At 53.6% G+C, this 26,004-nt stretch carries 21 protein-coding genes; 12 read left to right on the top strand and 9 right to left on the bottom strand.

Going from position 1 to position 26,004, the window contains the following annotated elements:
• Window positions 1-452 precede the first annotated feature (452 nt).
• Complete coding sequence (locus tag IBT54_RS19405) at window positions 453-767, top strand: hypothetical protein (protein WP_041457144.1); 315 nt, start codon at window positions 453-455, stop codon at window positions 765-767.
• A gap of 243 nt (window positions 768-1,010) precedes the next feature.
• Here IBT54_RS19405 and mobA read toward each other — a convergent pair whose 3' ends face one another.
• Entirely contained in the window at window positions 1,011-1,586 is a 576-nt protein-coding gene (gene mobA / locus IBT54_RS19400; RefSeq protein WP_110331929.1) for a molybdenum cofactor guanylyltransferase MobA, read from the bottom strand.
• A gap of 47 nt (window positions 1,587-1,633) precedes the next feature.
• Here mobA and IBT54_RS19395 point away from each other — a divergent pair, with 47 nt between their 5' ends.
• The 4 genes from IBT54_RS19395 (at window position 1,634) to polA (ending at window position 6,761) form a co-directional block, all read left to right on the top strand.
• Window positions 1,634-1,909, top strand: coding sequence for a YihD family protein (locus tag IBT54_RS19395; RefSeq protein ID WP_201252774.1), 276 nt, complete (start codon window positions 1,634-1,636; stop codon window positions 1,907-1,909).
• 45 nt (window positions 1,910-1,954) lie between these two features.
• Window positions 1,955-2,941, top strand: coding sequence for a serine/threonine protein kinase (locus tag IBT54_RS19390; RefSeq protein ID WP_013359540.1), 987 nt, complete (start codon window positions 1,955-1,957; stop codon window positions 2,939-2,941).
• A 26-nt stretch (window positions 2,942-2,967) separates the two neighbouring features.
• The gene (gene dsbA, locus IBT54_RS19385; RefSeq protein ID WP_013359539.1) at window positions 2,968-3,597 is read left to right on the top strand and encodes a thiol:disulfide interchange protein DsbA; all 630 of its coding nucleotides are present in this window, start codon (window positions 2,968-2,970) and stop codon (window positions 3,595-3,597) included.
• 377 nt (window positions 3,598-3,974) lie between these two features.
• Window positions 3,975-6,761 (top strand): DNA polymerase I, encoded by a 2,787-nt coding sequence (gene polA, locus IBT54_RS19380; RefSeq protein WP_201252773.1) that lies wholly within the window; start codon window positions 3,975-3,977, stop codon window positions 6,759-6,761.
• Window positions 6,762-7,178: 417 nt separating this feature from the next.
• On the opposite strand, the gene yihA is transcribed toward polA, so the two are convergent.
• The gene (gene yihA / locus IBT54_RS19375; protein ID WP_013359537.1) at window positions 7,179-7,814 is read right to left on the bottom strand and encodes a ribosome biogenesis GTP-binding protein YihA/YsxC; all 636 of its coding nucleotides are present in this window, start codon (window positions 7,812-7,814) and stop codon (window positions 7,179-7,181) included.
• Window positions 7,815-8,363: 549 nt separating this feature from the next.
• On the opposite strand from yihA, the gene yihI reads away from it, so the two are divergent.
• The gene (gene yihI / locus IBT54_RS19370; RefSeq protein WP_033784327.1) at window positions 8,364-8,888 is read left to right on the top strand and encodes a Der GTPase-activating protein YihI; all 525 of its coding nucleotides are present in this window, start codon (window positions 8,364-8,366) and stop codon (window positions 8,886-8,888) included.
• Between the two features lie 233 nt (window positions 8,889-9,121).
• Complete coding sequence (gene hemN, locus IBT54_RS19365; protein WP_201252772.1) at window positions 9,122-10,495, top strand: oxygen-independent coproporphyrinogen III oxidase; 1,374 nt, start codon at window positions 9,122-9,124, stop codon at window positions 10,493-10,495.
• A gap of 41 nt (window positions 10,496-10,536) precedes the next feature.
• Here hemN and glnG read toward each other — a convergent pair whose 3' ends face one another.
• The 3 genes from glnG to glnA form a co-directional block, all read right to left on the bottom strand.
• Complete coding sequence (gene glnG / locus IBT54_RS19360) at window positions 10,537-11,946, bottom strand: nitrogen regulation protein NR(I) (protein WP_010258440.1); 1,410 nt, start codon at window positions 11,944-11,946, stop codon at window positions 10,537-10,539.
• Window positions 11,947-11,953: 7 nt separating this feature from the next.
• The gene (glnL, locus tag IBT54_RS19355; RefSeq protein WP_013359534.1) at window positions 11,954-13,003 is read right to left on the bottom strand and encodes a nitrogen regulation protein NR(II); all 1,050 of its coding nucleotides are present in this window, start codon (window positions 13,001-13,003) and stop codon (window positions 11,954-11,956) included.
• A gap of 138 nt (window positions 13,004-13,141) precedes the next feature.
• The gene (glnA, locus tag IBT54_RS19350) at window positions 13,142-14,551 is read right to left on the bottom strand and encodes a glutamate--ammonia ligase (protein ID WP_013359533.1); all 1,410 of its coding nucleotides are present in this window, start codon (window positions 14,549-14,551) and stop codon (window positions 13,142-13,144) included.
• Between the two features lie 438 nt (window positions 14,552-14,989).
• Between glnA and typA the strand changes: the two genes are divergently transcribed.
• The 5 genes from typA to fabY all read left to right on the top strand — a co-directional run bounded on the left by typA (window position 14,990) and on the right by fabY (window position 19,920).
• Window positions 14,990-16,813 carry a ribosome-dependent GTPase TypA gene (gene typA, locus IBT54_RS19345; RefSeq protein WP_013359532.1) on the top strand — a complete coding sequence of 608 codons (1,824 nt, stop codon included), beginning with the start codon at window positions 14,990-14,992 and terminating at the stop codon, window positions 16,811-16,813.
• 199 nt (window positions 16,814-17,012) lie between these two features.
• Window positions 17,013-17,609: a glucose-1-phosphatase gene (gene yihX, locus IBT54_RS19340; RefSeq protein ID WP_201252771.1), complete on the top strand. Its 597-nt coding sequence runs from the start codon at window positions 17,013-17,015 to the stop codon at window positions 17,607-17,609.
• A gap of 3 nt (window positions 17,610-17,612) precedes the next feature.
• A complete protein-coding gene (locus tag IBT54_RS19335; protein WP_033734547.1) occupies window positions 17,613-18,482 on the top strand; it encodes a virulence factor BrkB family protein in 870 nt (289 codons plus the stop codon).
• Window positions 18,479-18,916, top strand: coding sequence for a D-aminoacyl-tRNA deacylase (gene dtd / locus IBT54_RS19330; protein ID WP_201252770.1), 438 nt, complete (start codon window positions 18,479-18,481; stop codon window positions 18,914-18,916). The genes IBT54_RS19335 and dtd overlap by 4 nt, the downstream gene beginning before the upstream one ends.
• 56 nt (window positions 18,917-18,972) lie before the next feature.
• Window positions 18,973-19,920 carry a fatty acid biosynthesis protein FabY gene (gene fabY / locus IBT54_RS19325; RefSeq protein ID WP_013359528.1) on the top strand — a complete coding sequence of 316 codons (948 nt, stop codon included), beginning with the start codon at window positions 18,973-18,975 and terminating at the stop codon, window positions 19,918-19,920.
• A 32-nt stretch (window positions 19,921-19,952) separates the two neighbouring features.
• Here the strand turns inward: fabY and IBT54_RS19320 are convergent, their stop codons facing one another.
• The 4 genes from IBT54_RS19320 to trmH all read right to left on the bottom strand — a co-directional run bounded on the left by IBT54_RS19320 (window position 19,953) and on the right by trmH (window position 26,003).
• Window positions 19,953-21,632: an AsmA family protein gene (locus IBT54_RS19320; protein WP_201252769.1), complete on the bottom strand. Its 1,680-nt coding sequence runs from the start codon at window positions 21,630-21,632 to the stop codon at window positions 19,953-19,955.
• Window positions 21,633-21,750: 118 nt separating this feature from the next.
• A complete protein-coding gene (locus IBT54_RS19315; protein ID WP_013359526.1) occupies window positions 21,751-23,124 on the bottom strand; it encodes an NCS2 family protein in 1,374 nt (457 codons plus the stop codon).
• A gap of 105 nt (window positions 23,125-23,229) precedes the next feature.
• A complete protein-coding gene (gene recG, locus IBT54_RS19310; RefSeq protein WP_201252768.1) occupies window positions 23,230-25,308 on the bottom strand; it encodes an ATP-dependent DNA helicase RecG in 2,079 nt (692 codons plus the stop codon).
• On the bottom strand, window positions 25,305-26,003 hold the full coding sequence (gene trmH / locus IBT54_RS19305) for a tRNA (guanosine(18)-2'-O)-methyltransferase TrmH (protein ID WP_013359524.1): 699 nt from the start codon (window positions 26,001-26,003) through the stop codon (window positions 25,305-25,307). Before trmH ends, recG begins: the two co-directional genes overlap by 4 nt.
• Between the last annotated feature and the right edge of the window lies 1 nt (window position 26,004).

Genomic DNA, 26,004 nt, shown 5'->3' with positions numbered 1-26,004 from the left:
GGTAGTGTGGGGTCTCCCCATGCGAGAGTAGGGAACTGCCAGGCATCAAATAAGTGAAGAAGCCCCGCACGCGAGTGCGGGGTTTTTTTACGTCTGCAGATCGTGAAAAACCGCACCATAATCTCCGAAAACAGCCTGAGAACCCCTCTCTGATACGGTAAACTACGGCCAGTGATCTCCTTTATATTGACTATTACGACACTCAACAGGTGAAAAATAGAATAAATATCGAGTTAATTACTTTTAATATTCTACAATTTAATACTTAACTAACTTATTAACTTAATGTGATTGTGGATTTTATAACAGACGGAAAATATATTGCTGGAATAAATGGATTTTATTCTATTTACATTTATTAGTAACTGATTGAAACTAATGATGATGTTTAATTAAGTTAAATGTCTTAGATGGATTTCAATTGCGTATTAACTAATTTAAGGAAGATTAAAATGAAAGAACTTACTATCGCTGAAACAGAATTAGTATCAGGTGCTGCCTCTACTGGATTCTTAGACAGCATCGGTGGCGCAGTGGTTGGAATGATTGCTGGCGCAATGGGCGTTGCATGGTCCTGCTATAATATTTCTGCTAATACTGACGGCGTAACCAGTGGAATTCTGGCTCCAGCACAGGGTGTCCTTGGTGGCCTGTTTGGCGGTATTTGGGGTGCTGTTTTTGGACTGGTAGTCGGTGCTGCTGAAGGGACTACTGACTCAGTGGCCCGTGCTGATGCAGTTTGGACTAATATCCTCACTGCTGGCTGATAGCTCTCTAAAGCGCCTGGGCAGTAATGACTATTATTGCCCATTTAATGTAGTCCGCTGACTTCCCGTTAACAATTTTATTGGTCACTTTCAGGAAAATTCAACTCAGATACAATTCTATTATTTTAAATGAGTAACGGATTATTTTTTCGAGCGTGATAAATTGCCTGCCTTATTTTTAATAAAAAAAGACATTGTTAACTGAGCTTCGTTTTTTAAATTTTATCTATATTAATCCCCTCCTCAGTTGGTTGAGCTAGTATGATTTAGATCATCAGGCGTATTGATATTGCGGAAGGCAGATTCATCATTATCCAGCTGAACAGCATGGCCGCCGTGGTCGCGCAGGAAATGCATCAGACGTCGTTCACCGGCGTGAAGATAGTCATGAAGAGGCACTGCCATCTTCCGATGAATCAGCGCCAGCGTGGGGTGGTCGCGTGATTGTGAGCGGACCCAGACTGCAGGGGCGTCTCCACATTGTTCAGCCAGTTTTTCAACAAAGTTAAGAGGAACTGCAGGCGTATCACAGGAGCAAAAGGCAGCCCATTCACCGTCGATGGCCACTAATGCACTGTAGATACCGGCCAGCGGACCCGGATAGCCATCAAAAACATCCTGCACAACCCGACACCCGCTTAACTGATAGCGATCAATATTACGATTGGCATTAATCATGACAATGTCGACTTGTGGCCTGAGCCGTTCAAGGACATGCTGATAAAGCGGCCTGCCATCCAGTTGCACTAATCCTTTATCCTGACCACCCATACGGCGGCCCTGACCACCAGCCAGAATGATGCCGGTCAATATTGTCATGGCTTTGCCCTCGCTGATGACGCACTGTGAATAACGGAGAAACCTCAATGAAATGCCATCGTTTAAACGAGTTGATCGAACTGCTGCAACCCGCCTGGCAAAAAGAGCCTGACCTGAATCTGGTCACATTTTTGCAGAAACTGGCGCAGGAATCTGGTTTCCGTGGCCCGTTAAGTGAATTAAGCGACGATGTATTAATTTACCATCTCAAAATGCGTGACTCAGCCAGCGATGATGCGATCCCAGGCCTGAAAAAAGACTATGAAGTTGATTTCAAAACCGCACTGCTCCGCGCACGGGGTGTCATTAAACAGGACGAGTAGTGTTATCCTTGGCTGCTATTTGCAAGGGCAACTACAGGTAATATGATGAGCGACGCTGCTTTCAACTTCCAGACATTGAATCCCGACGTATTGCTTGATGCGCTCTGGGATACAGGAATTCGCGTCGAATCAGGTCTGACAGCCCTGAACAGCTATGAGAACCGGGTTTACCAATTCAGCGATGATGAAAAACGCCGCTATGTCGCGAAGTTTTATCGCCCACAGCGCTGGCGTGCTGAACAGATCGCTGAAGAGCATCAGTATGCGCTCGATCTGCTGGCTGATGAGGTGCCCATCGCGGCACCATTGCGGTTAAAGGGCGAGACACTGCACAGCCACGCTGGCTTCTTCTTTGCCGTATTTCCCAGTCTGGGCGGACGGCAATATGAGACAGACAATGAAGATCAGATGGAATGGGTAGGCCGATTCCTGGGCCGCATTCATCAGACCGGGCGCAAAGCGCTGTTCAACCATCGTCCTGCCATCGGTCTTGATGAGTATCTGCATGAACCCCGACAGGCGCTGGAGCACTCACAATTAGTGCCTGCTTCGCTTAAGACCGCGCTGCTACAGGCTATCGATAAGCTAGGTAACACGCTGCAGCAACAGTGGCATACCACGTGGCAGCCGCTACGATTACATGGCGACTGTCATCCGGGGAATATCCTGTGGCGCGATGGACCGCTATTTGTCGATCTGGATGATGCCCGTAATGGTCCGGCGGTACAGGATTTGTGGATGCTCATCAGCGGCGATCGACAGGAACAGCGTATACAGTGGGATATTTTGCTGGAGGCTTACAGTGAATTCAGTGACTTTGATATTAATGAATTGTCACTGATTGAACCTTTACGCGCTATGCGCATGGTTTATTATCTGGCCTGGGTTGTCCGACGCTGGCAGGATCCCGCTTTTCCGCGCGCTTTCCCCTGGATGACAGATGAAGATTTCTGGCGCAGGCAAATTTCACTCTTTACCGAGCAGGAGAAGCTGTTGCAGGAACCTCCTCTGCAGCTGACACCGCAATATTAACGACGTAGTCAGGAGAAGTTTTCACGATGAAAAAAATTTGGTTTGCACTGATGGGTTTAGTGCTGGCATTCAGCGCGTCTGCTGCCCAGTTCACTGAAGGTAAACAATATGTGAGTCTGCCAAAACCTGTGGCCAGTGAACCTCAGGTGATGGAGTTCTTCTCCTTCTTCTGCCCGCACTGCTATCAGTTTGAACGTATTTATCACGTTAATGACGCGGTGAAAAAGAATCTGCCTGCTGATACAAAGCTGGTGAAATACCACGTCGATTTCCTTGGTGGTGATCTGGGACCGGTTGTGACTCAGGCATGGGCCGTCGCCATGGCGCTGGGCGTTGAAGATAAGGTGACAGCACCGATCTTTGATGGCATTCAGAAAACGCAGACCATTACCGATCCTGCCAGTCTGAAAGAGGCTTTTGTTAAAGCGGCCGGTATCTCCGCTGCTGACTACGATGCTGCCTGGAACAGCTTTGCCGTAAAAGCGCTGGTTGCACAACAGCAGAAAGCGGCTGCGGATGTTGATCTGCGCGGTGTGCCAGCGATGTTCGTGAATGGCAAATATATGGTGAACAACGGCGGCCTCGATACCAGCTCTATGGACAATTTCGTTGCTGATTACGCGAACGTGGTTAAATTCCTCGTAAGCCAGAAGTAATCTGCCTTACCACCCCATCTGACGCCAGCTCTGCTGGCGTTTTTTTATGCCATTAAACAGAGACGTAAATTTTGTCCATCTCCAGGGCATAAATTTAATATCCACACAAGGGATCACGTAATTAAAAATGGCGATCGGGTCACGGAAATTAAATAAGCTAATGAAAATTATGTATTTTATTAATAGCCAAATCATTTAAGATCCTGAATAGCAGCGCGTTATAATTTTTACGCACAAAGTTATCCACAGAATGATCGTTGCGATCTTTCCTCCAGAACCGTTAAAAACGCGACATATCCTGTGCCTTAGTTCACCATTTCCGCCAGCTTGTGGCATCCTTATAGACCAACCCATAGCAACGAAGACAACACAGACTTATGGCGCAAATAGCAGAAAATCCCCTCATTCTGGTCGATGGCTCATCCTATCTTTATCGCGCGTATCACGCGTTTCCGCCACTGACCAATAGTGCAGGTGAACCCACTGGCGCCATGTACGGCGTGCTCAACATGCTGAAAAGCCTGCTGGCGCAATATAATCCGAGTCACGTTGCTGTAGTGTTCGATGCCAAAGGCAAAACCTTCAGGGATGAGCTGTTCGAGCATTATAAATCTCATCGTCCGCCGATGCCTGACGAACTGCGGGCGCAAATCGAGCCGCTGCATGAGATGGTGCGGGCGATGGGTCTGCCGCTACTGGCTGTGAGCGGCGTTGAAGCCGATGATGTTATCGGTACGCTGGCGCTGGAAGCGGAGAAAAAAGGCCTTTCAGTGCTAATCAGCACCGGCGACAAGGATATGGCGCAGCTGGTCACGCCAGCCATCACGCTGATTAACACCATGAGCAACACCATCCTGGGGCCGGAAGAGGTCGAGCAGAAATATGGTGTGCCACCAGCCTTAATCATCGATTTTCTGGCCATGATGGGCGACAGCTCAGATAACATCCCTGGCGTTCCCGGCGTGGGTGAGAAAACGGCACAGGCTCTGCTGCAGGGTCTGGGCAGCATGCAGACCATCTATGACAATCTGGATAAAGTAGCGGATCTCGGGTTTCGTGGCGCGAAAACCATGGCGACCAAACTTGAGCAGAATCGGGATGTGGCGTTTCTCTCTTACCAGCTGGCGACCATCAAGACGGACGTCGAGCTGGCGCTGCCCTGTGAAGAGCTCACGGTCACTGAACCCAATGTCGAGGCGCTGCAGACCCTGTTCAGCCGTTATGAGTTCAAACGCTGGCTGAGTGACCTGCAGGATGGGAAATGGCTGCAGGGCAAGAAAAGTAATACTCAGGCACAGAAAGCGCTCTCCGATGAGCCGGTTGCTGTGCCTGAAACCAGCAGCGTATTACCGACCGAGAATTATTTCACCATTCTGGATCAGGATCTTTTTGACAGCTGGCTGGAGAAACTGAAAAAAAGCGAGGTCTTCGCCTTTGATCTGGAAACCGACGCGCTGGATACCCTGAGCGCTAACATCGTGGGCATCAGCTTCGCGATTGCGCCCGGCGAAGCCGCCTACCTGCCGGTTGCCCATGACTATCTCGATGCGCCTGAACAACTGGATCGCGCGGCCGTTCTGGCACAGCTCAAGCCCCTGCTGGAAGATGACAGCGCCTGGAAAGTGGGCCAGAACCTGAAATACGATCGTGGCGTACTGAAAAACTACGATATTGAACTGGCCGGTATCAAATTCGACACCATGCTTGAGTCCTATATTCTCAACAGCGTGGTGGGTAAACATGACATGGATAGCCTGGCTGCTCGCTGGCTTAACCACAAAACGGTCACCTTCCAGGAGATCGCTGGTAAAGGCAAAAATCAGCTGACGTTCAATCAAATCGCATTGGAGCAGGCATCCCATTATGCTGCCGAAGATGCCGATGTGACCCTGCAGTTGCATCTGAAGATGTGGCCAGAGCTGGAGAAAGAAGCGGGCCCGAGAAAAGTCTTCGAGCAGATTGAGATGCCATTACTGACGGTAATTTCCAGGATTGAGCGCAATGGCGTGTTAATCGATCAGGCTATTCTGGCGCAACATTCGAAAGAGCTGACTGCCCGACTGGCTGAGCTTGAATTAAAAGCACATGAGCTGGCGGGAGAACCCTTCAACCTCTCATCCACCAAGCAGCTGCAGGTGATCCTGTTTGAAAAACAGGGTATCAAACCCACCAAGAAAACACCGGGCGGTGCGCCGTCAACCAGCGAAGAGGTGTTAGCTGAGCTGGCACTCGACTATCCGCTGCCCAAAGTGATTCTGGAACATCGCGGCTTATCTAAACTTAAGTCGACCTATACGGATAAATTACCCCTGATGATCAACCCGCTGAGCGGGCGGGTGCATACCTCTTATCATCAGGCCGTTACCGCAACCGGTCGCTTATCCTCTGCCGATCCGAATCTGCAAAACATCCCGGTGCGTAATGACGAAGGACGCCGAATCCGTCAGGCCTTTGTCGCGGCCAAAGGTTATCGCATTGTGGCGGCAGACTATTCACAAATCGAACTGCGTATCATGGCGCATCTCTCTCAGGATAAAGGATTACTGGACGCTTTTGCCCAGGGCGAAGATATTCACCGTGCCACGGCATCCGAAGTATTTGGTGTACCACTGGACAAGGTCAGCGCCGAACAGCGCCGTAGTGCGAAAGCGATCAACTTTGGTCTGATCTATGGCATGAGTGCATTTGGTCTTTCGCGCCAGCTGAACATTGGCGCAGGCGAAGCGAAAAAGTATATGGACCTCTACTTTGAACGTTATCCGGGCGTACTGCGCTATATGGAGAACACCCGCCAGCTGGCGGCAAGTAAAGGCTATGTCGAAACGATTGAAGGCCGTCGACTGTGGTTGCCGGATATTAAATCCAGCAATGCCATTCGCCGGAAAGCCGCTGAACGTGCCGCGATCAATGCGCCGATGCAGGGAACGGCAGCAGATATTATCAAGCGGGCGATGATTGCTGTTGATGCGTGGCTGGAACAGCAAAACGACAATAGTGTCAGAATGATCATGCAGGTTCACGATGAACTGGTGTTCGAAGTGAAAGCGGAGGCCGTTGAAGCAGCCAGTCAGAAAATCCGCGCGCTGATGGAAGGTAGCGTGCAGCTCGACGTGCCTTTACTGGTTGAAGTCGGTGTGGGTGACAACTGGGATGAAGCCCACTGATTCACGGCTTCAGGTCGGTTCCACAGAGCGGAATCGACCCTTAGTCAGGTATAAGTAAATCGTTTAATTACCTGGTTTAACCTGGCCAGCGCTGGTACTGAGATTACGCGCTTTTCTAACTGCTTATCGGCTAAACACTTTTTTCGTTATTTAACTACATCGCAACGCTATTTTTGTGATGTGTATGGTAAAAAAAGCCCTGTTTGATGTAAGTAAGCAACAAAAAAGCCTTTGTCACGCACACAAAATCAGGTAAAGTTCGTCGCGTAGGGTACAGAGGTAAGATGTTCTATCTTTCAGACCTTTTACTTCACGTAATCGGATTTGGCTGAATTTAGCCGCCCCAGTCATTCTGTGACTGGGGCGTTTTTTATTGGGCTTTTTGTACCGCCAGCTTCAGCGGCACCGTGTTGCCAGTTACTCTTCCCCGTCCTGATCCTCAACCGCCGGTTCAAGCGTATTAAACCAGCTGTCCAGCTTCTGACGAACCTTATCCACGCCGATTTTCTTCAGCGAGGAGAAGAGCTCTACCTGCACATCACCCACGAATTCGAGTGCGGCTTCACGCACGACATTGAGCTGCGCTTTACGGGCACCTGAGGCCAGTTTGTCTGCTTTGGTCAGAAGCAACAGCACCGGAATACCGCTTTCCACTGACCACTGAATCATCTGTCGATCAAGGTCTTTCAGCGGATGACGGATATCCATCAGCACGACCAGTCCTTTCAGGGCCTGACGTTTTTGCAGGTATTCTCCTAATGCACGCTGCCACTTCAGCTTCATCTCTTCCGGCACTTCGGCATAACCGTAACCTGGCAGGTCGACCAGACGCTTACCTTCTTTCACTTCGAACAGGTTAATCAGCTGCGTACGTCCCGGCGTTTTACTGGTACGTGCCAGACCTTTCTGATTGGTTAACGTATTCAGCGCACTCGATTTTCCCGCGTTCGAACGGCCAGCAAAAGCCACTTCAATTCCGGTATCGGCAGGCAGATGACGGATATCCGGCGCGCTCATGACAAAGTGGGTAACGTGATAATTCAATTCAGACAAGGTAACACTCCAGAAAACGCATTAAGGCAATGGCGGCGATTATACGCGTTATGGCGCGAAAGTGCTCAATCACATCTCGATAACAAAGTGTGTAAGAGATTTGCCATTCAGGCTGCAGGTTATTTCGCTTTTTACTTTAATTACTAAAAATAAAAAACATTAAAATTCATAACGTTGACAATAATCGTTCTTTTTTTGAACTAACTATTTTTGACACCGACTTGAGGCTTTTACCAGTTGGTCTACATTATTGTGCAGTGAACGGCAGCACACATCAGGATGATGCGCTCAGGGATGTCAGGAAGGCAACGAGCGGTGGAATGGAAACGGTCAGGGATACGGCCAGACAGGGATAAGGAAAAGCTCAGGAGTTGAGCAGGCGCGGGATTGACCGGGATGTTACGAGCCGAAAAGGACTTAAAACATGATTCCTTCTTATGAAGGTATGAAATAAGGCGACAGCTTGAGCTGTCGCCTTTTTTCTTTGTCTGGTTTCTGCTAGATTTCGCCGCAATTCTATACTGAATAAAAAAGCCGGGACCGAATACTATGAAGCAACCTGCACGAGCTGCTAACGGCAAACCTGCCGTCAAAGCCAAACGCAAATCGCGTGACGATATCAACCATGAAGCACGCGATCGCAAACGTGATAAAAAGCATCGCGGACACGCATCTGGCAGCCGTGCTAATCCGGCTGCGTCCGAAAGCAACGGCGGACGTCAGGAGAGCAGCGTAAAAGATCCGCGTATCGGCAGTAAAAAACCGGTAGCCCTGATTGCTGAGGGGAAAACCGCAGCCGTTAAGCCAAAGAAAAGCGTGGCAAAACCCGCAGCTGAGAAGAAAGTGCGTCTGACGCCCGAAGAAGAGCTGGCGAAGCTGGAAAATGACGAGCGTCTGGATGCGCTGCTGGATCGTCTGGAAAATGGCGAAACGCTGTCGGCTGAAGATCAGGGCTGGCTGGATGCCTCGCTGGATCGTATCGACGAACTGATGGAGCAGTTAGGCATTGTGATGGATGATGCTGAAGATGAGCAGGCTGAAGAAGATATGTACCGTCTGCTGAAGGGCAACTAAGCAGATTTGATCGGCATGCGGTTTCCGCATGCCGTACTTATCAGGTAAACAACAATGTTTTGGCCTGGATCAATTTTCGCGCTGCTGGCGACATGTTATCTGCTGTGGTTATTGTTTAAACTACGACGCCTGTCGCGGCTGAAGCAACGTTTACGTCGGGTCTCAACCCGCTCACCTTTCATCTCCTCTTCTTCGCGACCTTCTCTCAGACGACGTCATCGGAAGGAGTGAGCATGCCATCGCAGCAGATTGAGTGGGATCAGGCGTTAATTGAAAAGTACAATTATGCCGGCCCGCGTTACACCTCTTATCCCACCGCGCTGGAGTTCAGCGAGCACTATGCGGAAGGCGATTTTCAGCGAGCCGTGGCGCGCTACCCTGACCGTCCGCTGTCACTCTACGTCCATATTCCCTTCTGCCATCGTCTCTGCTACTTCTGCGGCTGCAATAAGATTGTGACCCGTCAGCGCCACAAAGCGGACCGTTATCTGGATGTGCTTGAGCAGGAGATTATTCAGCGTGCGCCGCTGTTTCGTCAGCGTCAGGTCACGCAGCTTCACTGGGGCGGCGGCACGCCAACTTTTCTCGATAATGCGCAGATTTCACGGCTGGTGGGTTTACTGAAGCAACACTTCAGCGTGGCCAGCGATGTTGAAATGTCGATCGAGATTGATCCCCGTGAAATTGAGCTGGATATGATTGATCACCTGCGATCGCTGGGATTCAATCGTCTGAGCATGGGCGTGCAGGATTTCAATAAAGCGGTGCAGGAACGGGTTAACCGGGTGCAGGACGAAGAGGTGATTTTCGGCCTGATGGCGCGCGCCCGTGAACAGGGCTTCAGCTCTGTCAGCATCGACCTGATCTATGGCTTGCCCCTGCAGACACCAGCCAGCTTTGCCTGGACGCTGGAGCGGGTACTGGCACTCAATCCCGATCGCCTTAGCGTGTTTAACTATGCGCATCTGCCAGCGATGTTCGCGGCACAGCGTAAAATCAAAGAGGACGAACTGCCCTCCGCTCAGCAAAAGCTGGATATCTTACAGCAGACCATCACGACGCTGACTCAGCAGGGCTACCAGTTTATCGGGATGGATCACTTTGCGAAGCCGCAGGATGAGCTGGCCATCGCGCAGCGGAAAGGGCAGCTGCATCGTAATTTCCAGGGATACACGACGCAGGGCGACAGCGATTTGCTGGGGCTTGGCGTTTCAGCCATCAGCATGATTGGCGACAGTTATGCGCAGAACCAGAAAGACCTCAACACCTGGTACAAGAGTGTTGAACAGCAGGGGAATGGCCTGTGGCGCGGTATCGCCTTAACCGACGATGATTGCCTGCGTCGTGACGTGATTAAAACGCTGCTCTGTAACTTCTCGCTGGATTTTGCCGCGACAGAAGCGCAATGGGGAATTTGCTTCAGCGACTATTTTGCTGAGGACCTGGCGCTGCTGAAACCGTTAATCGCCGATGGGCTGGTGGTACAAACGGCTGGCGGGCTGGAGGTGACGGGGATTGGCCGGTTACTGATTCGTAATATCTGCATGTGTTTTGATCGTTATCTGCGTCAGAAAGCGCGTCAGCAGCAGTTCTCGCGCGTTATCTGAAGAAACGGGCTGGCAGACCACACCAGCCCGTACTGAACCGCTTACTCCATGCCCAGCTCTTTCAGCTTGCGCGTCAGCGTGTTTCGTCCCCAGCCCAGCAGACGTGCTGCTTCCTGCTTGTGGCCTTGCGTATGACGCAGCGCAGTGGTGAGCAGCGTACGCTCCATCTCTGGCTGGGCTTCTGACAGCAGATTCTGATGACCGGAACGCAGGGCGCGGTCGGCCCACTGTGCCAGCAGGGTTGCCCAGCTGTCAGGCAGCGACTGCACCGGATTCTCCGGGGTACTGGATTCAAACAGTTCTCCGGGCAGATCCTGAATCAGTACTTCCTGGCCCGCCGCCATCACGGTCAGCCAGCGACAGGTGTTCTCCAGCTGACGAACGTTACCGGACCAGTGAAGACGGGTTAAGGCTGTCTCGGTTTCCGGATGCAGAATCTTCGCTTCCACCCCCAGCTCACGGGCCGCCACCTGCAGGAAGTAACGTGCCAGACGCGGGATGTCCTCACGACGCTCACGCAGCGGTGGCAGATGCACGCGAATCACATTCAGGCGGTGGAAAAGGTCCTCACGGAACTTGCCTTCCTGCACGCGTAATTCCAGATTCTGGTGGGTTGCGGCGATAATACGTACATCCACTTTCACTGGCGCATAGCCACCAACGCGATAGAACTGGCCATCGGCCAGCACGCGCAGCAGACGGGTCTGCACATCCAGCGGCATATCACCGATCTCATCCAGAAACAGCGTGCCGCCATCCGCCTGCTCAAAACGGCCCTGACGGATCTGGTTGGCGCCGGTAAAGGCACCTTTCTCGTGACCGAACAGTTCGGATTCAATCAAATCTTTGGGAATCGCCGCCATGTTAAGCGCGATGAAAGGCGCTTTGGTACGCGGACTATGGCGATGCAGCGCATGAGCCACCAGCTCTTTACCGGTACCGGACTCGCCGTTGATCAGCACACTGATCGACGAGCGCGATAACCGGCCGATGATACGAAACACATCCTGCATCGCTGGCGCTTCACCAATGATATCGGTGGTGGGTCCGCTGACCGGCTGATTTCGCGGCTGCTGCTGTTCCTGATAGTGACTGATGGCTCGCTCGACCAGCGCCACCGCTTCGTCAATATCAAACGGTTTAGGCAGGTAATCAAAGGCACCCTGCTGATAGGCGCTGACAGCGGCGTCCAGATCCGAATGCGCCGTCATTATGATGACCGGAAGCATCGGATGACGCTGCTTAATCTGTTTCAGCAGCGCCAGGCCATCCATACCGGGCATGCGAATATCTGACAGTAAAACGTCCGGGGTCTTGGTTGAGAGGGCATCCAGCACCTCGCTTGCGCTGTCAAAGGTCGCACAGCTCAAACCGGCTCCAGTGAGCGCGCGTTCAAGCACCCAGCGGATGGAGCTATCGTCATCGACGATCCAGACTATCCCTCGTTGCATAGAAACCTCACTGGCGAATAGGCAGGTAAACCGAAAATTCGGTGTGTCCCGGCCAACTGTTAAATTCTATTTTTCCTGAATGTTGATCAATCAGGCTACGGGCGATGGAGAGGCCTAAACCGGTTCCGCCTTCACGTCCGCTGACCATCGGATAAAACAGCGTATCCTGCAGCTGGGCCGGAATGCCGGGGCCATCATCTTCAATATCAATACGTGCCACCAGGCGATAACGCGTGCCGTGCAGCGTCAACTGGAAAGCAGTGCGGGTGCGGATAACAATGGTGCCACCGTCGTCGCCCAGCGCCTGAAGTGCGTTGCGAACTACGTTAAGCAGCACCTGTTCAATCTGGTCGGGGTCATGCGGCAGTTCCGGCAGGCTGGGGTCGTAATCCCTGACCAGCGAAACATTCTCCGGCAGCTCCATCGACACCAGATTGACCACCCGTTCGGCCACCTGATGAATGCTCTGCGTGATGTGCATGCCTGGCTGCTGCGGTCCTAACAGACGATCTACCAGATTTCGCAACCGGTCGGCCTGTTCAATAATCACTTTGGTGTATTCATTCAGTGACGGATCGGGCAGGGCGCGGGATAGAAGCTGTGCCGCGCCGCGTAATCCGCCCAGCGGATTTTTAATCTCATGGGCCAGACCGCGAACCAGATCGCGAGCGGCGACCTGCTGCGCGTGCTGTAACTGCTCCTGACTGAGGCGACGCTGATTATCCATCGGCGCCATTTCCATCAGGATTAAGCCATCGGGTAACCGCTGGGCGGTCAGCGACATAATATGTGCGCGACCATCTACCACCAGCGTGACCTCACTGTCAGTAAATCCCTGGCCAGCCTCAAGACTCTCGCGCATCACCTCAATATTCAGCGAAAAGTAGCCGGTTAATTCCGGTAATGGTGTGCCGAACAATTTGCGTGAGCTTTGCGCCAGTAATTGCTGCGCCGCCGGATTGGCGTAATGAATAACCAGATCGTTATCCACTAACAAAATACTGTTGATTAACGCGTTGAGAATCTGCCCTGCATCGGGCAGAGAGCCAGTTGCCATACAACGTTCCTCTGCACCAGTCAGGTGCATTTTAGTCTTTAAGCCGAAAAGAGGGCGAATGAACGGTGAATTCGCGGAGAAAAAAGCCCATCCGAAGATGGGCTAAAAGTTTCCACGGCAACAAAAACGTCTGACCAGTTAAACGCTGTAGTAAAGCTCGAACTCAACCGGGTGTGGCGTCATGCGAACGCGATCCATCTCTGCTTTACGCAGTTCGATGTAAGCATCGATCGATTCGTCTGTGAATACACCGCCACGGGTCAGGAACTCGCGGTCTTCGTTCAGTGCATTCAGCGCTTCTTCCAGTGAGCCTGCAACTTTTGGAATCTCAGCTTCTTCTTCCGGTGGCAGGTCATACAGGTTCTTATCCATCGCGTCACCAGGATGGATTTTGTTGATGATGCCATCCAGGCCAGCCATCAGCAGCGCGGTGAACGCCAGGTATGGGTTAGCGGCTGGATCCGGGAAGCGCGCTTCGATACGACGGGCTTTCGGGCTGGCAACAACCGGGATACGGATTGAGGCAGAACGGTTACGGGCAGAGTAAGCCAGCATAACTGGTGCTTCATAACCCGGGACCAGACGCTTGTAAGAGTTGGTTGTCGGGTTCGCCAGGGCGTTGATCGCTTTCGCGTGCTTAATGATACCGCCGATGTAGAACAGCGCCATTTCAGACAGGCCGCCGTACTTATCGCCGGCAAACAGGTTCTGGCCACCTTTAGAGAGTGACATGTGGCAGTGCATGCCTGAACCGTTGTCGCCAAACATTGGCTTCGGCATAAAGGTCGCCGTTTTGCCGTAAGCGTGCGCAACGTTGTGAACGACATATTTGTAGATCTGAATTTCGTCCGCTTTTTTGGTCATAGTATTGAAGCGGGTTGCCACTTCGTTCTGACCTGCGGTCGCCACTTCGTGGTGATGCGCTTCAACAACCAGACCCATCTGCTCCATGGTCAGACACATGGCAGAACGGATGTCCTGTGATGAGTCAACCGGTGGAACCGGGAAGTAGCCGCCTTTCAGACCCGGACGGTGACCTTTGTTACCGCCTTCGTACTCTTTACCGGTGTTCCATGCCGCTTCGATATCGTCGATAGCCACATGTGAGCCGGACGTTGATGAACCGAAACGGATGTCATCGAACAGGAAGAATTCGGGTTCTGGTCCAAACAGCACGGTGTCCGCGATGCCGGAAGAGCGCAGGTAATCTTCAGCGCGCTTGGCGATAGAGCGTGGATCGCGATCGTAGCCCTGCATGGTGCCTGGCTCAAGAATGTCACAACGGATGATCAGCGTAGAATCTTCGAAGAAAGGATCCATGACTGCCGTAGTGGCGTCAGGCATCAGCACCATGTCTGATTCGTTAATGCCTTTCCAGCCGCCAATAGACGAACCATCGAACATTTTGCCTTCTTCGAAGAAGTCAGCGTTAACCTGGTGAGCAGGGATCGTAACGTGCTGTTCTTTACCTTTGGTATCGGTAAAACGCAGGTCAACAAACTTAACTTCATGCTCGTTCATCATCGAGAGAACGTGTTCAGCGGACATACTCAACTCTCCTGGAAATGGTCTTTCATTATCTACATGGCGAGGAAACGTCGTTTCCGGAATCCATTGCGGGAAAACACCTCCCTGACCAACTTCACCCGGCACGCTCTTCAACCGACATCTGTCTGGCGTTTACGCTTGATTTAGATAAAGCGAATTCTGTGCCAACTTTTTTGATGTTGCTTAAATCGCCTTGTGATGCACCTTTTTGTCATAAAGCGCCTGCACCACGATGGTCTTAATGCACCATCTCGGTGCTTAACGGTGATTTTTTAGCACTATTTTGGTGCGCAAGACCAACTTAGTGCATTTTCTGCACCGGGAACAGGGCAAATTTGCGCCGATGCAATAAACTTTCAGTGAAAAGTGTGATCCTGTTCAGTCTTCCGCTTAATCCGTGTACAATACCGCGCTATTTCTAATGCCTGAGGCAAAGCTGTGATCGAAAATTTGCGTAACATCGCCATCATCGCGCACGTTGACCATGGAAAGACCACCCTGGTTGACAAACTGCTGCAACAATCCGGTACTTTTGATGCCCGTACCGAAGCAACCGAGCGCGTGATGGACTCCAATGATTTGGAGAAAGAGCGTGGGATTACCATCCTCGCAAAAAACACCGCCATTAAGTGGAATGACTACCGTATCAACATCGTTGATACCCCAGGACACGCCGACTTCGGTGGTGAAGTTGAGCGCGTCATGTCCATGGTGGACTCGGTGCTGCTGGTTGTAGATGCGATGGATGGCCCTATGCCGCAAACCCGCTTCGTGACCAAAAAAGCGTTCGCGCATGGTCTGAAGCCGATTGTGGTTATCAACAAAGTAGACCGCCCTGGTGCGCGTCCGGATTGGGTTGTGGATCAGGTATTTGACCTGTTCGTAAACCTGGATGCCACTGACGAGCAGCTCGACTTCCCTATCATTTTCGCCTCTGCGCTGAATGGTATTGCGGGTCTTGAGCACACCGACATGGCTGACGATATGACCCCGCTGTATCAGGCTATCGTTGATCACGTTGCGCCTCCGCAGGTCGAGGCTGATGCCCCACTGCAGATGCAAATCTCTCAGCTGGACTACAACAACTACCTGGGCGTGATCGGCATCGGCCGTATCAAGCGCGGTAAAGTTAAGCCTAACCAGCAAGTCACTATCATCGATAGCGAAGGCAAAACCCGTAACGCTAAAGTCGGTAAAGTCCTGACTCATCTGGGTCTCGAGCGTATCGATAGCGATCTGGCAGAAGCGGGCGATATCATTGCTATCACCGGTCTGGGCGAGCTGAACATCTCCGACACTATCTGTGACACGCAGAATGTGGAAGCGCTGCCAGCACTGAGCGTCGATGAACCAACTGTAACCATGTTCTTTAACGTCAACACCTCACCGTTCTGCGGTAAAGAAGGTAAGTACGTGACTTCACGTCAGATCCTTGAGCGTCTGAACAAAGAACTGGTTCACAACGTAGCACTGCGTGTTGAAGAAACTGAAGATTCTGACGCCTTCCGCGTATCAGGTCGTGGTGAACTTCACCTGTCAGTCCTGATCGAAAACATGCGTCGTGAAGGTTTCGAGCTGGCGGTATCCCGTCCGAAAGTTATCTTCCGTGAAATCGATGGCCGTAAACAAGAGCCATTTGAGAACGTTACGCTGGATATCGAAGAGACGCATCAGGGTTCCGTTATGCAAGCCATGGGCGAGCGTAAAGGCGATCTGAAAAACATGGATCCGGATGGCAAAGGCCGCGTACGTCTCGACTACGTGATCCCAAGCCGTGGCCTGATTGGCTTCCGTAACGAATTCATGACCATGACGTCCGGTACCGGTCTGCTCTACTCTACCTTCAGCCACTACGACGATATCCGTCCAGGCGAAGTGGGCCAGCGTCAGAACGGCGTACTGATCTCTAACGGTCAGGGTAAAGCCGTCGCGTTCGCCCTGTTCGGTCTGCAGGATCGCGGTAAGCTGTTCCTGGGTCACGGTGCAGAAGTCTATGAAGGCCAGATCATCGGTATTCACAGCCGTTCTAACGACCTGACCGTAAACTGTCTGACCGGTAAGAAGCTGACCAACATGCGTGCTTCCGGTACTGATGAAGCAACGACCCTGGTTCCACCGCAGAAAATGACACTGGAACAGGCTATCGAGTTCATCGATGATGACGAACTGGTAGAAGTAACACCACTGTCAGTGCGTATCCGTAAACGTCACCTGACTGAAAACGACCGTAAACGTGCTTCACGTGGTCCTAAAGACGCATAAGTGCGCCTTTAACTGATAAAAAGCCCCGCATGCGGGGCTTTTTTTTGCCTGAAATTCCGGCTTCTCCAGTCGGGCCAGTAAATATCTGGGTGCGTTCTATCCACCTTCTGGCGTTTACGCTTTTCTCTCCACGCGTGCCTGTTCAGCCTGCACTTTTGCCGCTAGAGTGAATACTCCAGGGAACAGAAGGAGACACACCATGCTGTATATCTTTGATTTGGGCAACGTGATTATTGATATCGACTTTAACCGCGTGCTGGGTGTCTGGAGTGACCTTAGCCGTGTGCCGCTGGCCTCGCTGCAAAGCCATTTCCAGATGGATGAAGCGTTTGAACAACACGAACGTGGAGAACTCAGCGATGAAGACTTCGCGCTGGCGCTGTGTGAAAAGCTGGCAATAGCGCTGAGTTATGAACAGTTTACTGCTGGCTGGCAGGCGGTCTTCGTAGACGTGCGTCCTGAAACCCTGGCGCTGATGAATCGGCTGCGGCTTGAAGGTCATCGGGTGGTGATTCTCTCTAACACCAATAAGCTGCATTGTGAATTCTGGCCGACGCAGTATCCCGACGTACAGCAGGCAGCTGACAAACTCTATCTCTCGCAGGAGCTGGGTATGCGTAAACCGGAAGCCCGGATTTATCAGCATGTGCTGGACGCGGAGGGTGTGACTGCCGATCAGGCGGTGTTTTTCGACGATAACCCGGAGAACATTGAGGCGGCATGCGCTCTGGGCATTGAAAGTGTACTGGTTACTGACAGTAAAACGGTACCTGACTGGTTTGCAGGTCAACCGTAACTCATGATGTCACGTAAATTTCGTCCCGGGCTGCATGCGTTCTGGTTGTGGCTCAAATTGTTGTGGAAACGCATAGATGAGGATGGCATGACGACGCAGGCTGGTAATCTGGCCTATGTCTCATTGCTGGCGCTGGTACCACTGATTGCGGTGGTGTTTGCGCTGTTTGCTGCGTTTCCGGTCTTCTCTGATATCAGCGTGCAGTTAAAACAGTTTGTCTTTAACAATCTGATGCCGGCTGCAGGCAACACGCTGCAACGCTATCTTGAGCAGTTTGTGGCTAACGTCAACCGGATGACGGCGGTTGGTGCCGTCGGCCTGATCGTAACGGCCTTACTGCTGATGCATTCGGTTGATACCGCGTTGAATACCATCTGGCGCAGCAACAAGAAGCGGCCGATGGTTTACTCCTTTGCGGTCTACTGGATGATCCTGACGCTCGGCCCGCTTCTGGCCGGTGCCAGCCTGGCGATCAGCTCCTATCTGCTGTCACTGCGCTGGATTAATGCGACCGGCGTCACCAGCCTGGTCGACCAGATGCTGCGCATTTTCCCGCTTCTGCTGTCGTGGCTCGCCTTCTGGTTGCTCTACAGCATTGTACCCACCCAGCGGGTGCCGCCGCGCGATGCGCTGATTGGCGCGCTGGTGGCGGGTGCGCTATTTGAGCTGGGTAAAAAGGGCTTTGCGCTCTATGTTACTATGTTCCCCTCTTATCAGCTGATCTACGGCGTACTGGCCGTGATCCCCATTCTGTTTCTCTGGGTCTACTGGACCTGGTGTATTGTGTTGTTAGGCGCTGAAATTACCGTCGCGTTAGCCGACTATCGGCAGTTAAAACAGCAGCACAAAGAAGAACAACGCGAGGAAACATGATTGCATTGATTCAACGCGTGCAGCGCGCCAGCGTCAGCGTCGATCAGAACGTAATCGGCGAAATCGGTGCCGGTTTACTGGTTTTACTGGGCGTGGAAAATGGTGATGACAATGCGCGTGCGGAACGTCTCGCAGAACGCGTACTGGGCTATCGCATCTTTAGTGATGAACAGGGCAAAATGAACCTGAGTGTTCGTCAGGCGGGCGGAAGCGTGCTGGTGGTGTCGCAGTTTACGCTGGCCGCAGATACGCAAAAAGGGATGCGCCCCTCCTTTTCAGGGGGTGCGGAACCTGCTGAGGCCGAACGCCTGTATGACTACTTCAGCGATTACTGTCGCCAGCAGGGCATGACCACGGCGAATGGCCGTTTTGCGGCGGATATGCAGGTCTCGCTGGTGAATGATGGTCCTGTGACGTTCTGGTTACAGGTGTGAGATCGCAAGCGGAGCGGCAGGGAACAGGTCACCTATCCGAGCGGGAGAAACATTACATGTATCACCTTCGCGTGCCACAGACGGCGGAAGAGCTGGATATCTATTATCAGTTCCGCTGGGAAATGTTGCGTAAACCGCTGCGTCAGCCGCAGGGGTCGGAACGTGACGCCTGGGATGCCCTGGCGCATCATCAGATGGTGGTTGATGAGCAGGGAAATCCGGTCGCCATAGGCCGTCTCTACATCAACGCCGACAATGAGGCCGCTATCCGCTTCATGGCCGTTCATCCGTCGGTGCAGGGGAAAGGGCTGGGTACGCTGATGGCGATGACCCTGGAGTCGGTCGCGCGTCAGGAAGGCGCGAAGCGGGTAACCTGCAGCGCCCGCGAAGATGCGGTCGCCTTCTTCGCTAAGCTCGGCTATATCAATCAGGGTGAGATTACCGCGCCGCAGACGACGCCGGTACGCCACTTTCTGATGATCAAGCCGGTCGTTACGCTTGATGATATCCTGCATCGCGCCGACTGGTGCGGTCAGCTGCAACAGGCCTGGTATGATCATATTCCGCTCAGCGAGAAGATGGGTGTGCGTATCCTGCAGTTTACCGGGCAGAAATTTATCACCACCATGCCTGAAGCGGGCAACCAGAATCCACATCACACGCTGTTCGCCGGCAGCCTGTTCTCGCTTGCCACACTGACCGGCTGGGGATTGATCTGGTTGCTGCTGCGCGAGCGCCATCTCGGCGGCACCATTATTCTGGCAGATGCGCACATTCGCTACAGCCGTCCGATCAGCGGACGGCCTGGCGCGATTGCCGATCTCGGCTCACTAAGCGGCGACCTTGACCGTCTGGCACGCGGACGTAAAGCACGCGTTCAGCTTGAAGTGGAGCTGTTTGGCGATGATGAATGTGGCGCGGTGTTTGAGGGCGTTTACATCGTTCTGCCAGCCGATCCGGATGGGCCGCTGGAAGAGGGCGGTTCCGGCGCACGTATCAATTAAACATAAGGGCCGCATTTGCGGCCCTTATGTTATTAACGTACCTCGCCTGCCTGCATGGTCTGCTGCACCTGCTGACTGTCGGTTGTCACCGACAGTGTGCCATTAACCGTCGGGCGTATTGGCTGGCCTGCGGCTAAAGCGCCGCTCAGTTGCAGCTGCATATTGCTGTCACCGGTTAACGGCAATGCGGGCCATCCCCAGTTCTGCAACACATTCACCGGCACTGCACGCCCCGTCAGTTGCAGCGTAAGCGGACGGGCTGGCTGCTGGCCGACGGTAGCCGTCCCTTCCATCAGGCCCTTGTTACTGAACGCACTCAGCTCGGTCACCTGAATCTGTTGTGGGTCGGCACTCAGCGCAATCGACGGGTGACGCAGATCGGTGCGGTTAAAGGTCGACTCTGCCGCGTTCAGGCTGAGCTTACCCGACCAGATCCCCCACTGATGCTGCTGCGCCAGCAGCAGGTTCTCGCCGGAACCATCCAGTGAGGTCAGTTGGAAGGGAAACGCCGGATTGATGTCGATAATCAGGTTACGATTAGAGGTGAAACGCGTCACCGCTACGCTATCCAGCCACGCGGGCAGTGCCGCCTGCCAGCGGTCGCGCCAGTCCTGCGGCAGGGTATATTCCAGTCCGGCAACAGCCAGATTTTTCAGCGTCAGGCGTTTATCGCTGCGTGACCAGTCACCGTCAGCCCGAATCACCCCGTTCGCCCAGCGAGAACTGAACTGCGTCAGCGCCAGGCCCTGCGGAGAGAAATCCAGGGTAACGATAGGGTCATTAAGCTCGAATCCACCGTTGATAAAATTGCTGGCATTCAGCGCCAGCGAACCATCATTACTCTGCCAGTCATCGCCCTGCCAGTTAACGTTTCTCAGCGTCAGGTCAAGATCTGTCACCGCCCAGTCAGGCCCCTGCAGGCGGGCATCAGTCATGTCGAGGCGCGTAATCGCAATCGAGGGAACCACCTGCAGGCTATGCAGGAAATCTTTCAGGCTGCTGGCGGTCTGCAGACGAATATCATTCAGTCGCAGCTGATTAATTTTCCAGTTGCCCTGGACATCGCGCTCACCGTTGCCGGTCATGGAACCACGCGCCAGGTCGGCACCCATATTGTCAAAGCGCATTCGTCCTTCGGAAACACTGCCCTGAATCAGGACGTTTTCAGCTGGCACCTTATTCAGCGTCATGCTGCCTGCGCTCATCTGGAAGCGGGCATCGCGGCCCAGCATATCAAGGGCTGTGGGTTTCCACGGCAGAATGCCGCCATTAACCTGCTGAGCAAACAGCGGTAGCGTGCTGTTGGGGCTGTCGATACGCATGTTATTGAGCTGCAGGCGATCGGCCTGAATGGGCAGCGCACTGCCTGGCGTCAGGTTGGCCAGATTGACTTCCCCGTCGCGCAGTTCAAGACTGCTGAAATGCAGCGGATCGCTGAACTGAATCAGTGCCAGACCGAGATCGACCCGTTTCGCTACCAGAACCGCAGGCTGCCCATCATGACCAAAGCTGAAGTCATCCAGAATGATGTGAGAGGGAGAAGAGAAATTGTGTTCAATTTTACTCAGGGAGAGATGCCATTCGGTTTTGTCGCTCACCCAACGGCTAAACCAGCCTGCACCCCACTGTGTCTGCAGCAGCACATAGATCACCACGAGGATGAAAAGCAGCAGCAAAAGTAAGGTGAGGAAAAACTTTCCAATAAATTTCATAGCATCCTTCCCGAGTTAAATCCGGTGAGAGGTTGTTATGCCTGAATTACCGTTACAGCTCAACAGCCTGGATGTAAATCCGAATAATTAGCAGGCAGGCCGAAGCCTGCCTGTGGACTTACTTCTCTTGCGGAAAAATCAGGTTAAGCACGATGGCGGTAATGCCACCTGCCGCAATGCCGGAAGAGAGCAGGGTTTTCAGCCACTCGGGCGCAAACTGCAGGATTAAGGGTTGCTGAGAAACACCCAGCCCCACCGCCAGCGACAGCGCGATGATCATGATGGCGCGACGGTTAAGCGGCTCGCGTGACACGATGCGAACGCCCGAGGCGGCGATGGTGCCGAACATCACAATGGTTGCGCCGCCGAGCACCGGCTCAGGAATGAGCTGAACCAGACCGCTGACCGCCGGGAACAGTCCCAGCACAATCAGCATCAGTGCGACCACAAAGCCCACGTAGCGGCTGGCCACGCCGGTCAACTGAATCACGCCATTGTTCTGACCGAAGCAGGAGTTAGGGAAGGTATTAAACAGCGCGGAGACAAAGGAGTTAAGACCATTCGCCAGCACGCCACCTTTCAGGCGTTTCATATAGAGCGGTCCGCTCACCGGCTGCTCTGAAACATCCGAGGTGGCGGTGATATCGCCGATGGTCTCCAGAGAGGTGACCATAAACACCAGCATCAGCGGGATAAGCAGATTCCAGTCGAAGCCCAGTCCGTAGTAGAGCGGCGCTGGCACCATGATTAACGGCTGATCAGCAGGAATACCTGCTGCAGGCAGCATGCCCATCGCCCAGGCCAGCAGATAGCCCACCGCCATGGCAATCACCAGGGAGGCGACGCGCAGGTAGGGATTCCTCTGTCGGTTCAGCAGCACGATCACCAGCAGCACGGCTCCGGCCAGCATCAGATTTTTCGGCGCACCAAAGGTATGGTCGCTCATCGCACTAAAACCGCCGCCAATGGATGTCAGGCCGACCTGAATCAGCGACAGGCCGATAATCATCACCACAATACCGGAGACCAGCGGCGTAATGATCCGGCGCGCCAGATGCAATACGCGCGACAGCACCATCTCGGTACAGGAGGCCACCATCAGCGTGCCAAAAAGTGCCGCCATCATAGTGGGCACGTCAGCACCGCCATTTTTCAGCGCCATCCCGCCCATAATCAGAGGCGTCACGAAGTTGAAGCTGGTGCCCTGAATCGACAACAGGCCCGAACCCACCGGTCCCCAGGTTTTTATTTGCAGCAGTGATGCCACGCCCGATGCAAACAGCGACATGCTGATCACGTGCCGGGTATCTTCTGCAGGCAGGCCCAGCGCCTGACAAATCAGAATCGCAGGCGTAATAACCGCGACAAACATTGCCAGCAGGTGCTGACCGGCGGCAAACAGCGTTTGTGGCAGGGGTGGACGATCTTCAAGACGATAAATCAGTTCACTTTTCGTGGCGGAAGGCTGATCTGGCTGAGGAGTGGTAGACATCTTCTGTTCTTCCCAAAAAATAGTGTGGCGATTGTAATCATCCGTCGGGCAAAAGCAATCGTTTGCCCGGCGAGGATAAAAAAGGCCGACTCAGATGGAGATCAATCAGACGTTGGTATAACGGGTGTTCTCTGGCAGCCAGCGTTCAATCAGGGCGCTGGCCTGCTCGGGATAGTGCTGGTGGATGTGGCGCGCCACACGCTGAACTTCCGGCACCATTGCGGCATCGCGTAGCAGGTCGGCGACTTTGAACTCCGCGTTGCCGGTCTGACGCGTGCCCAGCAGTTCACCCGGCCCGCGAATCTCCAGATCGAACTGAGCAATGACGAAGCCGTCATTACTGTCACGCAGCACCTGAAGACGCTTCTGCGCCGTTTTGCTCAGTGGCGCTTTATAGAGCAGCACACAGTGCGATGCCACGGCACCACGACCTACACGGCCCCGTAGCTGATGCAGCTGCGCCAGCCCTAACCGCTCCGGGTTTTCGATAATCATCAGGCTGGCATTCGGCACGTCAACGCCGACCTCGATGACTGTCGTCGCCACCAGCAGCTGCAGTTCATTCGCTTTAAAGGCCTGCATCACCGCCTGTTTTTCCGCGGGCTTCATCCGGCCATGCACCAGTCCGATATTTAAGTCGGGCAGCGCCGTTTTCAGGGATTCCCAGCTGGCCTCTGCCGCCTGCGCTTCCAGCAATTCGGACTCTTCAATCAGGGTGCAGACCCAGTAAGCCTGACGCCCTTCGCGGCAGGCATGCTCAACCCGCGCCACAATCTCATCGCGTCGGGTATCTGGGATCGCCACGGTGGTCACCGGAGTACGTCCCGGCGGCAGCTCATCGATGGTTGAGGTATCAAGATCGGCATAGGCGGTCATCGCCAGGGTGCGCGGGATCGGGGTAGCGGTCATGATCAGCTGATGCGGATGGAAACCCTGCTCCTCGCCTTTTTCCCACAAGGCCAGTCGCTGGTGGACGCCGAACCGGTGCTGTTCATCAATAATGACCAGCGCCAGACCGTTGAACTGCACCTGCTCCTGAAACAGCGCGTGTGTACCCACGACCATTGCCACCTGACCGCTGGCTATCGCTTCCTGTTGTGCCTGGCGGGCTTTGCCTTTCTGTTTTCCGGCCAGCCAGCCCACTTCAATGCCCAGCGGCGCAAACCACTGACGGAAGTTACTGGCATGCTGTTCAGCCAGCAGTTCGGTCGGCGCCATCAGCGCAACCTGCTTATCATGGGCGATAACGTTCAGCGCAGAGAGCGCGGCTACCAGTGTCTTGCCCGAGCCGACATCGCCCTGCACCAGCCGCATCATCGGGAAATCGTTGGCCAGATCTTTCTCTATCTCCGTCACCACGCGTTTCTGCGCATTAGTCGGTGAGAAGGGCAGCGCGGCCAGCAACTGGTCGCTAAGATTGTGTCGCGGCGTCATTGGCAGCGCGTAATAGCGCTGAGCACCGGCGCGCACCGCCAGCATGCTGAGGTTGTGCGCCAGCAACTCTTCCAGAATCAGTCTGCGTTGCGCCGGATGACGGCCACTTTCCAGCTCACTGAGTCGAAGATCGGGCGGTGGACGATGCAGGGTGCGCAGCGCATCAGGCAGGCTGATTAAACCGCCGCTCAGCTCCTGCGGCAGCAGCTCGGCAATCGGGCAGCTCTCCAGCAGCGTCAGTGCCTGGTCGGTAAGATTACGCAACGTGGCCTGCCGGATGCCTTCGGTGGTGGGATAAACCGGCGTTAAGGTCTCTTCCAGCGCCACATTGCTCTGTTCGCCCTGGATGCGGTACTCGGGATGAATAATCTCCGCGCCGCGCTGACCGCGTTTAATCTCACCATAGGCGGTGACGCGACGGCCTGGCGACAGGTTGTTCTTCATGCCGGCATTGAAATTAAAGAAGCGCATCGTCAGGACACCACTGCCATCGCTGATCTGGCACACCATCATCCGGCGGCGACCAAAGGTGATGTCAGTGTGCAGCACTTCGCCTTCTACGGTGGCCCAGATACCGGGCAGCAGATCGTCAATAGCATAAAGCTGGGTGCGATCTTCGTAGCGTAGCGGGAGATGAAGCAGGAGATCCTGAATGGTATGCAGGTCAATTTTGGCCAGTTTTGCTGCCTGGCTGGCACCGACGCCGGTCAGGGTACTGAGCGGGATGGCATCCAGCAGACGGCCTTTCATCTTTTTTTACCGGTCGATTGCATGGTTGCCCACCAGCTGGGATCGGCGTCGACTTCGCCCTGCGCATTGATGCGCGGATAGGGTAAACCCTTCTGCTTTGCGACCCTCGCCAGCACCGGGAATCCGCCTTCAAACAGCAGGCGTTGCTGCTCATCGTCGTCCAGCAGGCTGTAATCGCGCAGGTAAAGACCGGCGTTTTGTCGCTGCCGCTGCGCTTCATAGAGGATCAGCGCACAGGCGACTGAGACATTCAGTGACTGCACCATGCCTACCATGGGAATCACGATCTTCCGGTCAGCCAGCGCCAGTGCTTCTTCAGTAATGCCGGTTTTTTCCTGTCCCATCAGGATGCAGGTGGGAAGGGTATAATCAATCTCACGGAAATCCACGGCATCGTCAGAAAGATGGGTCGCCAGAACCTGCATCTTCTGCTGTTTAAGCTGTTTTACAGCGTCGCCGATGGTGGGATGGGTAACCACTTTCACCCAGCTGTTGCTTCCGGCAGACGCGGAAGCCTGGGTGCGCATCCGCTGGCTGGGCCAGACAGCATGCACTTCGTGGATGCCGACTGCGTCGGCCGTGCGGATCACCGCAGACACATTGTGCGGCTTATGCACCTGCTCCATACACACCGTAAGATCGTGCTGGCGCAGTGCCAGCATCGCCTGAATCCGGGCAAAACGTTGATCGTTCATG

Origin of the sequence: Pantoea sp. S62 (assembly GCF_016658625.1) — a bacterium.
Classification (GTDB): domain Bacteria; phylum Pseudomonadota; class Gammaproteobacteria; order Enterobacterales; family Enterobacteriaceae; genus Pantoea; species Pantoea vagans.
This window is presented reverse-complemented; position numbering and strand designations above follow the sequence as displayed.